General features: G+C 68.0%; 15 protein-coding genes. 9 read left to right on the forward strand and 6 right to left on the reverse strand.

Annotated elements, in window-relative coordinates:
* Positions 1–6 precede the first annotated feature (6 nt).
* Positions 7–189, forward strand: a complete 183-nt coding sequence (locus AC1DKN_RS03990) for a phosphodiester glycosidase family protein (protein ID WP_476870502.1) — start codon at positions 7–9, stop codon at positions 187–189.
* Positions 190–196: 7 nt separating this feature from the next.
* On the opposite strand, the gene AC1DKN_RS03995 is transcribed toward AC1DKN_RS03990, so the two are convergent.
* Positions 197–1075, reverse strand: a complete 879-nt coding sequence (locus tag AC1DKN_RS03995) for a glycosyl hydrolase (RefSeq protein WP_476870503.1) — start codon at positions 1073–1075, stop codon at positions 197–199.
* Positions 1076–1371: 296 nt separating this feature from the next.
* Here AC1DKN_RS03995 and AC1DKN_RS04000 point away from each other — a divergent pair, with 296 nt between their 5' ends.
* The 5 genes from AC1DKN_RS04000 to AC1DKN_RS04020 all read left to right on the forward strand — a co-directional run bounded on the left by AC1DKN_RS04000 (position 1372) and on the right by AC1DKN_RS04020 (position 5226).
* Positions 1372–1740: a hypothetical protein gene (locus AC1DKN_RS04000; RefSeq protein ID WP_476850315.1), complete on the forward strand. Its 369-nt coding sequence runs from the start codon at positions 1372–1374 to the stop codon at positions 1738–1740.
* A 25-nt stretch (positions 1741–1765) separates the two neighbouring features.
* A complete protein-coding gene (locus AC1DKN_RS04005; protein ID WP_018773763.1) occupies positions 1766–2236 on the forward strand; it encodes a GatB/YqeY domain-containing protein in 471 nt (156 codons plus the stop codon).
* Positions 2233–3825, forward strand: coding sequence for an ABC-F family ATP-binding cassette domain-containing protein (locus tag AC1DKN_RS04010; protein ID WP_476850316.1), 1593 nt, complete (start codon positions 2233–2235; stop codon positions 3823–3825). The genes AC1DKN_RS04005 and AC1DKN_RS04010 overlap by 4 nt, the downstream gene beginning before the upstream one ends.
* Before the next feature lie 166 nt (positions 3826–3991).
* On the forward strand, positions 3992–4744 hold the full coding sequence (locus tag AC1DKN_RS04015; RefSeq protein WP_476870504.1) for a hypothetical protein: 753 nt from the start codon (positions 3992–3994) through the stop codon (positions 4742–4744).
* A gap of 158 nt (positions 4745–4902) precedes the next feature.
* The gene (locus AC1DKN_RS04020; protein ID WP_476850318.1) at positions 4903–5226 is read left to right on the forward strand and encodes a hypothetical protein; all 324 of its coding nucleotides are present in this window, start codon (positions 4903–4905) and stop codon (positions 5224–5226) included.
* On the opposite strand, the gene corA is transcribed toward AC1DKN_RS04020, so the two are convergent.
* Positions 5223–6218: a magnesium/cobalt transporter CorA gene (corA, locus tag AC1DKN_RS04025; protein WP_230009012.1), complete on the reverse strand. Its 996-nt coding sequence runs from the start codon at positions 6216–6218 to the stop codon at positions 5223–5225. The genes AC1DKN_RS04020 and corA overlap by 4 nt on opposite strands.
* Positions 6219–6225: 7 nt before the next feature.
* Positions 6226–6765, reverse strand: coding sequence for an Lrp/AsnC family transcriptional regulator (locus AC1DKN_RS04030; protein WP_476870539.1), 540 nt, complete (start codon positions 6763–6765; stop codon positions 6226–6228).
* Between the two features lie 177 nt (positions 6766–6942).
* Here AC1DKN_RS04030 and AC1DKN_RS04035 point away from each other — a divergent pair, with 177 nt between their 5' ends.
* Positions 6943–8181 carry an MFS transporter gene (locus AC1DKN_RS04035; RefSeq protein ID WP_476870505.1) on the forward strand — a complete coding sequence of 413 codons (1239 nt, stop codon included), beginning with the start codon at positions 6943–6945 and terminating at the stop codon, positions 8179–8181.
* A 48-nt stretch (positions 8182–8229) separates the two neighbouring features.
* Here AC1DKN_RS04035 and AC1DKN_RS04040 read toward each other — a convergent pair whose 3' ends face one another.
* The gene (locus AC1DKN_RS04040; RefSeq protein WP_018773770.1) at positions 8230–8727 is read right to left on the reverse strand and encodes an Lrp/AsnC family transcriptional regulator; all 498 of its coding nucleotides are present in this window, start codon (positions 8725–8727) and stop codon (positions 8230–8232) included.
* Positions 8728–8860: 133 nt separating this feature from the next.
* Here AC1DKN_RS04040 and AC1DKN_RS04045 point away from each other — a divergent pair, with 133 nt between their 5' ends.
* On the forward strand, positions 8861–10024 hold the full coding sequence (locus AC1DKN_RS04045; protein ID WP_476870506.1) for a trans-sulfuration enzyme family protein: 1164 nt from the start codon (positions 8861–8863) through the stop codon (positions 10022–10024).
* Between the two features lie 16 nt (positions 10025–10040).
* On the opposite strand, the gene AC1DKN_RS04050 is transcribed toward AC1DKN_RS04045, so the two are convergent.
* Positions 10041–11366, reverse strand: coding sequence for an MFS transporter (locus AC1DKN_RS04050; RefSeq protein WP_476870507.1), 1326 nt, complete (start codon positions 11364–11366; stop codon positions 10041–10043).
* A 92-nt stretch (positions 11367–11458) separates the two neighbouring features.
* Here AC1DKN_RS04050 and AC1DKN_RS04055 point away from each other — a divergent pair, with 92 nt between their 5' ends.
* Complete coding sequence (locus AC1DKN_RS04055; RefSeq protein WP_476870508.1) at positions 11459–12481, forward strand: LysR family transcriptional regulator; 1023 nt, start codon at positions 11459–11461, stop codon at positions 12479–12481.
* Positions 12482–12655: 174 nt separating this feature from the next.
* Here AC1DKN_RS04055 and AC1DKN_RS04060 read toward each other — a convergent pair whose 3' ends face one another.
* Positions 12656–13726 carry a nitronate monooxygenase gene (locus AC1DKN_RS04060; protein ID WP_476870509.1) on the reverse strand — a complete coding sequence of 357 codons (1071 nt, stop codon included), beginning with the start codon at positions 13724–13726 and terminating at the stop codon, positions 12656–12658.
* Positions 13727–13739 lie beyond the last annotated feature (13 nt).

Genomic DNA, 13739 nt, shown 5'->3' on the forward strand with positions numbered 1-13739 from the left:
CTTGGAATGGTCCATGCGATCAACCTGGACGGTGGCGGTTCCACAACAGCAGTTGCCGGAGGAGCCGTTCTCAATATCCCTCGGGCGGCGCGGAACGTCCCGTCAGTAACGCCCTCCTCGTGCTTCCCACCCGACAGGATGGGCCGAACAGCACGGACAAGTAGCGGGGGGTCTCTCTCCGACTGTTGACGGGAAGTCACAGCGAAGCGTACAGCCGGCCGAGTGAGGTCAGCCGGCCGTTCGTCTGATAGAGGGAAGACGGGCCCATGGCGGGGTCACCGGGATCCCTGGATTTCCACGCAAACCGTTCGACGAAGGGCATCACTCGCATGCCGGCAACCGCAGCCCGCATGAAATACGCGGTCTCACGGGTCGTGTACTTAGAGGGGCGTGCCGGGGTTGCCTGCCAGTCCGCAACGGCAAATTCGGTAACCCAGACGGGCCTCCCATACCTGTGATGCAAGTACCAGACCTTGGCCAGGAAACTCTCTGGGTTCGGCGAGCCGTAGTGATGCATCGTCATGAAGTCGATGCGGAGGTTCGCCTGCCGCGCCCTGGCCATGAAGTGGTCCAGCCACGGGCTCCTGACATCGACCGTGGCCGGAGATCCCAGACGCAGGCCGGTGGATTGAAGGTGGGGCCACAACCGGATGGCCTCATCGACAGACATGCTGGCCTGGCCTGGGTGGTCCGGCTCGTTGAAAGCGAGGAGGTGTTTGGTCCTCGTCTGGGGAAGTTGCCTGGCCACGTCGCCGAGGGCGTCCTGTCTGAGCAAAGCATTCGCGCTCCACACCATCGGGACAAAGGCCGGGTTGGTCGTGACGGTATACGAGGATCCCCAGGAGTAGTACCAGCTGGCATTGAGACTCCGGATTTGCCTCAATGCCAGCGCATCATCTCCGCCGTGGGCTGCGCCCTTGAGAGCCCGGGAGGCAGAGGCAGCCGTACGGGCAAGGGACGGTGTGGAGAGGGCCGGAACTAGGGCCGGAGCCGGCCCGGGGGGTGTGGCAGCGGAACTGGCCCCGGCCGCCTCCAGGGCAGCCAGCAATGCAGTGAGAAAAGTCCGGCGATCCATGGATTCCTTCTTCCGAAGCGAAGCGGGCCGATACCAATCCTCAACCAGACGTGACGTAGGTCACGCTACGCCAGTCTCTCGGCATTTGGAACAGCTGCACCGTGTCGCACTGCCGGCGACCCCGGGTACGGAACGCCAGTGATTTCATGAGATGGTGTGAACCTGCGTGAACGGCGCCGTGGCCGCGCCGGCGCAGCAATCCGCGCGGCAAGGCCATCGTGCAATCCAGCGGCAAGGCAGCCGAATCCAGCGCAGGCATCCAAGACAGACATCCAGCGCAGACAAGGCCACCACCGATGAAGAACACCACCCCGATCGCCCTGGCCCTGCTGTCTGTTCTGCTGACCGCGGCCTGCTCCGCCTCCCCGAGCCCCGAGCCGTCCGCCGGGACCCCTGCGGCGGGCCTGCCGGCGTCGCTGCCCAAGCCTGACCCGGCCCAGCAGGAAGCCCTCCTGGCCGCGCTGGCCAAGATCAACCCCCGCCTGCCAGACGACCAGGCAATCGACAAGGCCCGCCGCCTGTGCGGCCGACTGCTGGGGCAATCGACGGCGGACCAGCTCATCGCTGCCGCAAAGACGGAGTTCAGCGGGGACGTCCCCGCCCTCCCGGACGAAGACGCCCAGCGGATCATCTCGGCGATCGGGGCCAACGGGTTCTGCCGCTAGCCTTGTTAACAACACGAGGAGAACTATGACCACCCTGAAAGAACGCCTGCACGCCGACGTCGTGAGCCACATGAAGGACCGCAACAAGGTTGCCCTGACCACCGTGCGCAACGTCCTGGGCGAGATCGAGACCCGGGAGAAATCGGGCAAGACGCCCATCGTGCTGGACGACGCACAGGTGACCGCACTCCTGCAAAAGGAAGCCGCCAAGCGCCGCGACACGGCCCGCATCTACACCGAGGCCGGCGAAGCCGAGCGCGCCGCGGCCGAGATCGCCGAGGCCGAGGTGATCGAGGCCTACCTGCCCAAGCCACTGACCGCGGCGGAAGTCGAGACGATCGTGGACGAGGCCATCGCGGCGCTCAAGGCCGACGGCGTCGAGCTGTCCATGCGTCAGCTGGGGGCAGTGATGAAGCCCGTCACCGCCACGGTGGCCGGACGTTTTGACGGCAAGGCCGTCAGCGAAATCGTCCGCAACCGTCTCGCGCAGCAGTGAGCCTGGTCCGGCTGCACGACGTCAGCGTCCGCTTCGACAACACACAGATCCTCCGCGAGGCGTTCTTCCGTCTGGAGCCCGGGGACCGGGTGGGCCTGATCGGCAAGAACGGCTCCGGGAAGACCTCCATCCTCAAGCTCGTCCTGGACCAGGTCTCCCCGGACACCGGAACGGTCACCGTGGAGCAGGGAACCAGGGTGGGTTACTTCTCCCAGTTTTCCGAGCTCGACGGCGAGGCAACCATCCTTGCGGTCCTTGACGGACTGTTTGTCGAGATCAAGGCTGCCGAGGCCGAGCTGGCAGCCATCGACGCCGCCATTGCGGCTGACCCCGCCGAGGCGGAGCTGGACCGGCTGATCCGGCGCCAGGCCGAGCTGTTCGAGGACATGGACCGCCTCGACGGATGGGATTACAAGCGGCGCATCGACACGGTCCTGACCACTCTGGGGTTCAGCGACGCCCACCGCACGTGCGCGATCGACGAACTCTCCGGCGGGTGGCGCAACCGCGCCGCCCTGGCCAAGATCCTGTTGGAGGGCCCGGACGTCCTGCTGCTGGATGAACCCACCAACTACCTCGACGTGGCCGGTGTCGAATGGCTCGAAAACTGGTTCCGCGACTACCGCGGCGCCGCGATCATCGTCTCGCACGACAGGAAGTTCCTCGACGCGGTGGTCACCCGGATCATCGAGGTGGAAAACTTCCACCTGCACGAGTACCCCGGAAACTTCGCCGAGTACGTGGTCCAGAAGCAGTTCCGGCTCAAGACGCTCGAGGCCCAGTTCGTCCATGAGTCCGAGCTGCTGGCTTTTGAAGCGGAGGGCATCGCCGACCGCCGGGAGGCCGCCAAGGCCGCCAGCCGCGGGTTGGGGAACCAGCTGGCCAAGATCAAGAAAGCGCGGACACCACGTCCCGTGGACCAGATCGTCACCGAGATCTACGGAGGGCTGCACGTGAAGGATGTCCTCTGCCGGGTCGAAGGACTGGGCAAGTCCTATGGCGACAAGGTCCTGTTCGAGGACCTGAGCTTTGAGATCCGCCGCGGCAACAGGATTGTGGTCCTGGGCTCCAACGGCAGCGGCAAGTCCACGCTGCTGAAAGTGCTGACCGGGGAGGAACCGGCGGATTCCGGTGAAGTGGTCTGGGCGAAGGGGCCGGGTTTTGTTTCCTACAACAAAATGCTGGAGGAGCTCGACGACGCCGACACCGTTTCGCACGCGGTCAACGCGCTGCCGGACAGCCTGGCCTTCAGCGCCACGAAGAAGTCCGTCAACAGGTTCCTCGCCATGTTCCAGTTCTCCGAGGCCGACCTCAAACAGAAGATCGGGAACCTCTCCGGCGGACAGAAAGCCCGCGTCGCCATGGCCCAGTGCCTGCTGTCCGGGGCCTCGGTGCTGCTGCTGGATGAGCCCACCAACCACCTGGACATGTCCAGTACCCAGGTGATGGAGCGGGCACTGCTCCACTTCCCCGGCGCGGTCGTCGTGGTCAGCCACGACCGCTTCTTCACCGAAAAGATCGCCACCCGTCAGCTGGTCTTCGGCACCGACGGCGCAGAACCCGGCGAGGTCGACGTACGCGCGGCCTAAGGACGTGGTGATTGCCCCGAGGCTCAGTGTTTGCTCAACATTGGCTCAGGATGTGGCCTGAGCGGCTAAAGGGCCGACAAGTGGTCGTTTCCGAGCGGTAGTGTGGCGCTGGCTGCCGACCGGGGGGACGGCAGCGGTCTCTTATCCGCTTTGAAAGGAATCTCCCGTGGCAGGAATCATCGGCTGGCTCAGTGCTCTGGGCACCACAGGCAAGGCAGTAGTAGTGGCCTCCGTCGTCGTCACTGGCGGCGCCGGCGCAGCGGCGGCCACCGCGACCACCAATCTCCCGGCTGACCCGACGTCAACCATGACGGCGACCGGCACCGAAACCTCTGAGCCGGTCGAGTCGGCCGGGTCGGAGACTCCGGTAGTGGGCGACCAGGAAGCCGCCGATCACGAATCGTCTGAATCGTCTGAACCGGGCGATCCGGCTGAATCGTCTGAACCGGGCGATCCGGCTGAGTCGGATGACCAGGAGGCGGACGATCAGGGCACAGAGGCGGACGCGGACGATCAGAACGCGGACGATCAGGGTGCGGAAGATCAGGGCGCGGAAGAGGTCGCGGACGACCAGAACGCGGACGACCATGGCGCGGAAGAGGTCGCGGACGCTCAGGAGCCTGCTGCCCCGGCTCCGGCCCCCGCTGCTCCGGCCCCGGCGCCCGCCGGAGACGATGCGAAGGATTCGGCCGACGCGCCGGTAGCCGACGCGTCCCACGCATCGAACGGCAACAGCGGATGGGCACACCAGAACGCCGCTGAACACCGCGCCGCCGGCCAGGCCAACGCCGCTGAACACCGCGCCGCCGGCCAGGCCAAGGCCGCCGAGCACCGTGCCGCTCCGGCCGGTCTTGAAAGCGATCACGCCGCCAAGACCAGCAAGCGCGGCGACTCGGGCGGGCACGGCCACAGCAAGTAGCCCAATCGGCATGCAATGACGGGGCCCGGACCACTGGTCCTGGCCCCGTCGTCGTGACGGCACGAAAATGTTTCAGCGCGAAAGTGTTTCAGCGCGAAAGTGTCCAACGGTTCGGTCTCAGGGGCGCGGCGTTTCCGGGCCCGCGGGATAATGGAACCATGACCAATCAGCAGCAGGACCGCGACCCGTGGGAGGAGTTCGACAAGCTCCAGCCCGCCGGTCCGGACCGGGTTGCCGGGTACCCCGGTGGGAAACCGCAGGGCTTCGGCTTCCGCACGGGCGTCCGCAGCGCCAGGGTAGCCCTCGGATTTGCCGTCTACTCCCTGGCGCTGGGGAGCATTCTGGTCCTCACCGGAGCCATCGTTTTCATCGGCAGCGGGAAGTGGCTGCTGCTCGGGCTGATGGTGCTGATCGAGGTCGTGTTCGTCCTGGCGTTCCGACGGCTCATGGTCCAGGTCCGGAACCGCCGCGCCGCTGGCTAGAGCCAGCCTTTCTTCTTGAAGATGGCGTACATCAGCGCCGCCGTGCCGGCCATGAGCGTGATTGCCATCGGGTAGCCAAGCGTCCAGTGCAGCTCCGGCATGTTGTCGAAGTTCATGCCATACAGTCCGGCCACAAATGTCGGCGCGAAGAAGATCGCGGCCCACGACGAGATCTTCTTGACCTGCTCGTTTTGTTCCGCGCTGGCCTCGTTCTGGCGGTTGGCGGTCAGGGTTCCGTCCAGGGTGAGCGCATTCTGCAGCAGGTCACGGAACGAATCGGCGCGGGAAATCAGCCGCTCCACGTGGTCCTCGACGTCGCGCAGGCTGTGCTGCAGTTCGATGTCCACCCGGTACTTCTCGAAGCCCCGGCGGAGCTGTTGCATCATTGCCGGGAGCGGGTGGATGGCGCGCTGGAAATGGATGACTTCACGGGCGAGCTCGTAGATCCGCCGGGACACCAGGGGGTCGCCGCTGAAGAGCTGGTCCTCGATCTCGTCGATGTCGTTTTCCAGCCCGGCTACCACGGGACCGTAGTCATCCACCACCTGGTCCATGAGCGCGTACAGGACGGCCTCGGGCCCGTGGCGCAGCAGATCGGGCCGGCCCTCCATCCGGCGCCTGACCTGGCCCACGACTTTCGTCTCGGCGTGCCGGACGGTGACCACGAAGTTGCGCCCCGTGAAGACGTGGAGCTCGCCGAACTCCACGGTTTCGGTCTCGTCCAGGTACCTGGCGGGGCGGAGCACAGTGAACAGGTTGTCGTCGTAGCGTTCCAGTTTGGGGCGCTGATGGGCAGAGATCGCGTCCTCCACCGCCAGCCCGTGCAGGTTGAATTCTGCCGCCACGGCCGCCATTTCCTCAGTGGTCGGCCGGTACAGGCCGATCCAGGCCATGCCCCCGTGCTCGGTCAGGGTCTCAAAAGTCTGCTCGAGGTTCCGCGGCTCGGCGCTGCGGATGCCGTCAACGTAGACGGCGTTGTCGATGATAGTCACCGGGACATTATCCTTTGTCCACCTGGAATTCGGCGGACCCGGCCCGCCGCGACGCGGACCGGCCGGGGGCGAGCGCGTTGCCTTGGGCGAGCCGGCTGATCAGCGGCTCGGTCCGGTACGGGATATGGGTGTGCAGCGCCAGGACGGTCTCGGTGCGGATGACGCCTTTGATCCGAAGGATCGACCGGAGGGCCGCCTGGAGATTGTGCGTATCCGTCGCCACCACCCGGCACCAGACGTCGCCGCGCCCGGAGATCTCGTGGACTTCCAGAACCTGGGCGATCAGCCGCAGGGCCCCCACGACGCCGTCGAGTTCCCGGTGGTTGACCTCGATCGTCACGAAGGCGACGACGTCGTACCCTACCGCCTCCAGATCGATTTCACGGCCGCCGTCGTGCAGCACACCGGAGCGCAGCATGCGCCGCACGCGCGACTGGGCGGTGTTCCGGGCGATGCCCAGGGTGTCACTGAGCTCGCCGATCTGGATCCGCGGATCCCGGATCAGCTCCAGCAGGATCTTCAGGTCGGTGGGGTCCAGACTGTTCAAATCATCACTCCGGTTCACTTGAGCAGTCTGAGAATGACTGTTTTGCTCAATTTTGGCACAGAACTTGGACATCCAGATCATTGGTATTGCATTCTGTAGGTACCAATCTTTTCGACCGGGCCGTCGGTGTTCCCCACAGGGAACGCATGCGGCCCGATTTCATGCAAGGGCACGGCCATGACAGTCTTTAGCGAACTCCGCATGCGCCCGGCCACAGCTGACCGCTGGGGCTGGGACGCTTCCACCACCGCACGGCTCGGGATGGCCGGGGTTGTGATCTTTACGCTGCTGGTCGGCGCGAATCTTGCGACGCCGCTGTACCCGCTGTTGCAGGCAAAACTTGGAATCACGGCGCTCGATGTCACAGTGGCGTTCTCGGCCTACGTCCTGGCCCTCGTGGCCACACTCGTCCTGGCCGGCCACTGGTCCGATCACATCGGCCGCCGCGCCGCCCTCGTACTGGCAGTGCTGGTGGGCCTGGCCGGCGGCTTTGTCTTCGCCACCGCGGGCAACCTCGTGGCGCTCTCCGCCGGGCGCGCCCTGCAGGGCGTCGCCGTAGCGCTCGCCACCGGGGCCAGCTCGGCTGCCCTGCGCGAGCTGCTGCCCAGCCGGCCGGAGTGGGCCTCACGGTTCACACTCCTGGCCTCCGCCGGCGGGGTGGCGGCCGGCCCCGCAATCGGCGGAATGCTGTCCCTCCTGCCGGGCCCGACGTCGACGCCGTACTACCTGCACTCCATCGTCCTCGCCGCCGTGCTGGTGCCCTTGTACCTGCTCAAGGCGCGGCCCGCCATCAGCCTGCACGCCGGTCCCCAGACCCTGCGGGTCCTGGCACCGCGGCGGCCCTCGGTCTCCAGCGACGCGCGCGGCGCCTTCTGGCTGGCGTCGTCTGTGGGCTTCCTGAGCTTCACCGTTTTTGGTTTCTGCCTCTCGCTCGCACCCGGCTATTTCGCCCAGATTGTCCACGCCGATTCGCGGCCGCTGATCGGCCTGCTGGCAGGGCTGACGCTGGGGTCCTCAGCCCTGAGCCAGCTGCTGGCCATCCGGGGACGATTTGCCGTGTCCGCCGGCCTGGCCGTCCTGGGCGTCTCCGTCCTGCTGATCGCCGCGGCCGCCGCCTGGAGCAGCCCGTGGCTGCTGATTCTGGCCAGCATCACTGCCGGCGTGGGGCAGGGCGTGGCCTTCCGGACCGTGTTCAATGACGTTGCCGGCAGGGTGGAGGCCGCGCGGCACGCCCAGATCATCAGCACCGTCTACGTGATTACGTACCTTGGCAGCGCCTTCCCGGTGATCGGGTTGGGGCTCGCAGCCGGGATCGTCGGGCTGCAGAGCGCCGTCGCCGGTTTCGTCACGGTGTGCGCCGCCGCCGCGCTGACGCTGGCGGCCGTTACGCTGCGAAGCGCACTGCGCCGGGGCTAACTGCGCAGGGTCTAATTGCGCCGGCCCTAACTGCGTCGGCCGGGCCCGTTAGGGCAGCGGGCCGTGGTTGCCCTGGATGTGGTCGAAGACCAGCGTGGTTTCGGTGTGGCCCACCACGGGGTCGGTGGCCAGGTTGTCCAGAACCCAGTCCCGGAGGTCCTCGGTGGTGGCGACGGCGATGTGCAGCAGGTAGTCCACCGACCCGGACGTGTGGAAGGTCGAGAGCACTGCCGGCAGTTTGGGCACCCGGGCAGTGAAACGGTCGATCTGCTCGCGGTCATGGGCCCGGAGCCGGACCGCAATGAGGGCCTGGACCGAACGCCCGATCGCGGACAGGCTCAGATTGGCCTCGAAGCCCTCGATGATGCCGCGCTCGGACAGGGCGCGGGTGCGCATCAGCGCGGTCGACGGCGCGATCCCCACGAGCTCTGCCAGCTGTTTGTTCGAGATGCGGGCGTCCGCGACGAGGGCAGCGAGCAGGCGCTCGTCGATCGCGTCCAGCGGCTCGCTGGCTCCCGGCCGAACATTCTTCGCGGTGCTGCTCACGGATCCTCCTAGTAGTGTTCTCCGTTCATCATAAACGGCGTTATCCGACAGTTCCATTCAGAACCCCTACAAAAGCGCGAATTATTGCCAGATACTTGCGGAATTCAATGGTGAATATTCGTAAGGAGCAAGGGTGCTTTCTCAGGATTCATTGGCGGTCCACGCAGGCCGGAGCGGGCTCACGGAACTGGGCGTGCACGCGGTGCCCATCGATCTGTCCACGACGGCGCCCCTGCCGTCCGTGCACGACGGGGGCCTTGCCTACGAGCACATGGCCACCGGCGGCTCACATGTGGAGGGGCAAAGCACGGTCTACCAGCGGCTGTGGAACCCCACGGTGGCACGCTTCGAAGAAGGCGTCGCTGTCCTGGAAGGCACTCCCGAGTCTGTCGCCTTTGCCACCGGAATGGCGGCGCTGAGCGCCGTGCTCCTCGCGGTTGTGGCCGCGGGCAAGAAGCACGTTGTCGCCGTGCGCCCGCTGTACGGCGGCAGCGACTACCTTTTGGCGTCCGGCGTCCTTGGCAACGAGGTCACCTTCACGACGCCGGAGGGCGTCGGCGCCGCCCTCCGGCCGGACACCGGCCTGGTGATCCTGGAGACGCCGGCCAACCCGACCCTCGAGCTGGTGGACATCGCCCGCGTGGCAGCCGCCGCCGACGGTGTGCCGCTCCTGGTGGACAACACGTTCGCCAGCCCGGTACTGCAGCAACCCTTCAAGCACGGCGCGGCCATGGTGCTGCACAGCGCCACGAAGTTCCTGGGCGGCCACGGGGACGCCATGGGCGGCGTGGTGGCCGCAGGCCCTGAATGGGCAGTGCGCCTGCGCCAGATCCGGGCCGTGACCGGCGGCATCCTGACGCCGTGGCCGGCGTACCTGCTGCACCGCGGGCTGGCAACGCTCCCGGTCCGGGTCCGCGCCCAGCAGGCCGGCGCCGAAAAAGTCGCGGTTGCCCTGGCAGGGCACGGGCTCGTGAGTCGGGTTTACTACCCGGGACTGGCCGAATGCGACCCGCAGGGCCTGGTGGGGACACAGATGTCCGGACCGGGATCGCTCATGGCCTTCGAGCTCGCCAGCGCCGAGCACGCCGAGCGGATCCCGGCCGCCGTCGGCATGATCACCCACGCCGTGTCCCTCGGCGGGATCGATACCCTCATCCAGCACCCGGCCGGCCTGACCCACCGGCCGGTCGAAGCCGCGGCCAAGCCGCACGCGAACCTGCTGCGGATCTCGGTGGGGCTGGAGGACCCGGCCGACATCGTCGCCGACCTCGTGCAGGCGATCGAGGCAACGCAGTAGCCCGCGGGTCCGGTGCCTAGCCCGATGCCGTGACCCTGCCGGCGGCCGCGGTGCCGGTTGCGGGCACCGGCGCGGGATGCGCGACGGCGGTGATTGCCGCCGTCGCGCCGGCCAGTCCGATGACCGTCAGCGCAAGGGCCGTCCAGCCGAACCGCTGGAAGACCAGGCCGCCGGCCCAGCCAAGCACGCTGGAGCCGAGGTAGTAGGCAAGGTTGTACAGCGAGGCGGCCTGCGCCCGGCCCGTCGTGGCGATCAGCCCGGTCCAGCCGGATCCGATGCTGTGTGCCGCGAAGAAGCCGCCCGTGAACAGCAGCAATCCCGCCAGGATCGCGGCCAGCTGTTCCGTGAGCGTCAGGGCCAGGCCGCCTGCCATCAGTGCGGTGCCGGCGATCAGGACGGTGCGCCGGCCGAACCGCGACGTCAGGCCCGCTGCCCAGCGCGCCGAGACGGTTCCGGAGAGGTAGGCCAGGAAGATCAGGCTGATCGCGGTGGCGGGCAGGCTGAACGGTTCCCCTGAGAGCCGGAATCCGAGGTAGTTGTAGACGGCCACGAAACCGCCCATGAGCAGGAATGCCTGGACGTACAGGGCCAGGAGCCGGGGATTGCGGCCATGGCCGGCCAGCGTGCGAAAGGCCCCGCGGAAGCCGCCCGCGGCCGCGGCGGTGAAGCCCTTGGCCCGGGGCACCAGAACAAGGAACAGGACTGCTGCTCCGCTAGCCAGAACGGAGACCGCCAGGGCCGCTGCCCGCCAGCCCCACAGTTCGCCCGCAGGCCCGGCGACCAGCCGGCCGGCCAGGCCGCCCAGGGTGGTCCCGGCGACATAGCTCCCGGCGGCGACGGCGGCGTGGGCCTTGTTGACCTCCTCGTTGAGATACGCGATCGCGATCGCCGGGATGCCGCCGAGGGCCATTCCCTCCAGCATCCGCAGGCACAGCAGCACGGGGAAGCTGGGGGCCAGGGGGACCAGCAGGCCCAGGACGGTGGCCGCGGAGATGCCCCACATCATTGCCCGGACCCGGCCGATCCGGTCGGCCAGGAAGGACCACGGGAGCACCGTCAGGGCCAGCCCCACCGTAGCCAGGGAAATCGTCAGCGCGGCCTCGGCGGCCGAGACGCGAAGATCCGCCGCCAGCAGCGGGAGCACCGCCTGGGTGGAGTAGAGCTGGGCGAAGGTTGCGACGCCGGCAAAGGCAAGCCCGGCGAGGATCCGGCGGTAGGCCGTGGAGCCCTTCGGATGGCCAGCCCATGCGGCAGTGTTGGCTGCAGGATCAGCTGCGAGATTGGCTGCGTCCTTGGCCGCGGGGCGTGGGCCGGTGCCGGTGGGTGCGGAAATGCGTGGCATGCCTTCAGGCTAAAGCCTGCCCGAGGGATGCTTCCAATGCATGATTTCCATAGAATAGATAGCAAATATGGATCAGTTTGCTGGAGGGGAACATGGACGTCGAACACAGGCAGCTCGTGCAGCTGCTGCCCCTGCTGCCGATGCTGGCGGAACTGGGGCGGACGGAGCACATTACCGAGACGGCCGAGCTCCTGGGCCTGCCGCAGTCGACCGTGAGCCGTGCCATTGCGCGGGCCAGCGCCATCGTGGGGACGGAGCTGCTGATCCGGGACGGCCGGGGCGTGCGGTTGACGCCCGCGGCGAAGGCGCTCATGCCCCACATCGAGGCCGCCCTGGCCGAATTCCAGACGGGGCTGGACAGCGTCAGGCACGAGTCGGAGGTGGTCCGCGGCCGGATCGCCGTGTCGTTCCAGCACACCTTCGGCGAGGCAATGCTGCCGCTGCTCATCAGTGCGTTCCGGAGCAGGCACCCGCAGACTGCCTTTGACCTCAGCCAGGGTGCACGGGACGGCTGCCTCGCGGAACTGGCCGCGGGCTCCGCCGACGTGGCGCTCACGGCACCCGTTGCCACACCCAGCAAGCGAATCGGTTCGGCCGCGCTGTACCGCGAACCGTTGCGCCTGGTGGTCCACCACCGGCATGCCCTGGCCGGCCGCCGTCGGGCCAAGGTTGCCGAGATCCGGCAGGAGCCCTTCGTAGCGATGGGGTCCGGCTACGGCATGCGCTCGCTGACCGACGCGTTGTTCCGGGAGGCGGGGTTCCGCCCGCGCATTGCCTTCGAGAGCCAGGACTCGCACACCGTCCGCGGCCTCGTCTCGGCCGGGCTCGGCGTCAGCATTCTGCCGCCCGGCGGCTCCGCACCCGGCAGAGCCGCACAAAACAGCCACCACCCGTCGCGGGGCACCGAAGCCGACGACGGCGGACCGGGCTGGGTTGAGATTCCCCTGGATTCAGTCCTGGCGTTCCGCGAGATCGGCCTCGCTTGGCGGGAGCCGGTTTCGCGGAATGCCGTGGCCGATGGCGAGTCCGATCCCGTGCGCTTGTTCCGCGAATTCGTGCTCCGCGACGGTCCGGCGCTCCTGGCAGGCTTCGTGCGCGAACGCTCGGCAGGCTGAGCCGGGCAGACGGGTGTGCCGGGGCTGGTCCGCTCAGGCCGGAACGCTCAGGTCGCCGGTTGGCCCCGAGGTCGCCGTAAAGTGACGGCGGTTTGGCACGTTTCCGGCGACTTCGGAGTTCGGCCAGGTCCGGCCGGATTCCGATGGTGGGGGTCGGACGGGGTCGGCGGGGGGTCAGCGGCCGGCGAGCAGCCCTTGCACGACGCCGGCCACGGGTCCGGCTTGTGCCTTCTGCCAGCCCGTGCCCGCCCACAGGTTCAGGCGTTCCGCGTCGCCGGCTGCGGTGGCCGCGGCCCGCAGGGGCGCCGTGAGGTGGTGGACGGCAGGGTAGGCCTCCGGCGCCTCGGGGTGGCCGCGGACGAATTCGTTCTCCAGGGCCCGGGCCTGCCGGCCGGTGAAGGCGCGCGTCAGCCGGGTTCGGGTGAAGTGCGGATCGGCCAGGGCATCCTTGTGCAGCTGCTTGGCGCCGCTTTGGTCAGTGCGGAGAAACGCGGTGCCGAGCTGGGCTGCGACGGCCCCGGCACGCAGCACGGCGTCCAGCCCGGCCGCATCCATGATGCCGCCCGCAGCCACCAGCGGAAGGTCGACGGCGGACCGCACCTCGGCGAGCAGCTCCGCCGTCGTGCCGCCCGGCTGCGCAGTTGTGCCGCCCGGCTCCGCTGTGTAAGCCGGTTGCGGCTCCGGGGCCGGAAGGAACGCCGCGCTGTGTCCGCCGGCGCTCGCGTGCTGCACGACGAGGGCGTCCACGCCTTGCCCTGCCGCCTGCACGGCCTCGGCCGCGGTAGTGACAGTGGCCAGCACCGCCGACCCCGCCCGCTGCAGGGCCCGAACGACGTCCGGGCCGGGCAGCCCGAAGGCGAAACTGACCAGCTCCACGGGGTCTGAGAGCAGGGCATCGATCTTTCCCTGCCATTCGTCGTCGTCGTCGAGCCGCAACTGCGGAAGCTCGACGCCGTAGCGCCGGGCGTCGGGGCGCAGCTGCTGCCGGTAATCCTCGAGTTCCGCCAGCACCGCCGCGGAGGGCGGCAGCTGGGCCGGATCCGGGACAAACACATTCATGCCGAACCGGGCGCCGGACTCCCGGATGGTGCGGATTTCCGCCTGCATGGCCGCCACGCTCTTGTAGCCGGCCGCGAGGAAGCCCAGCCCGCCGGCCCGGTGCACGGCCTCGACGAAGGCCGGTGTGGAGGTGCCGCCGGCCATGGGCGCCGCGATGACGGGTGTGCCGAAAAGATCGTGGGGCATTGCGGGCTCCTTG

The organism is Arthrobacter sp. 01N444 (assembly GCF_056399305.1).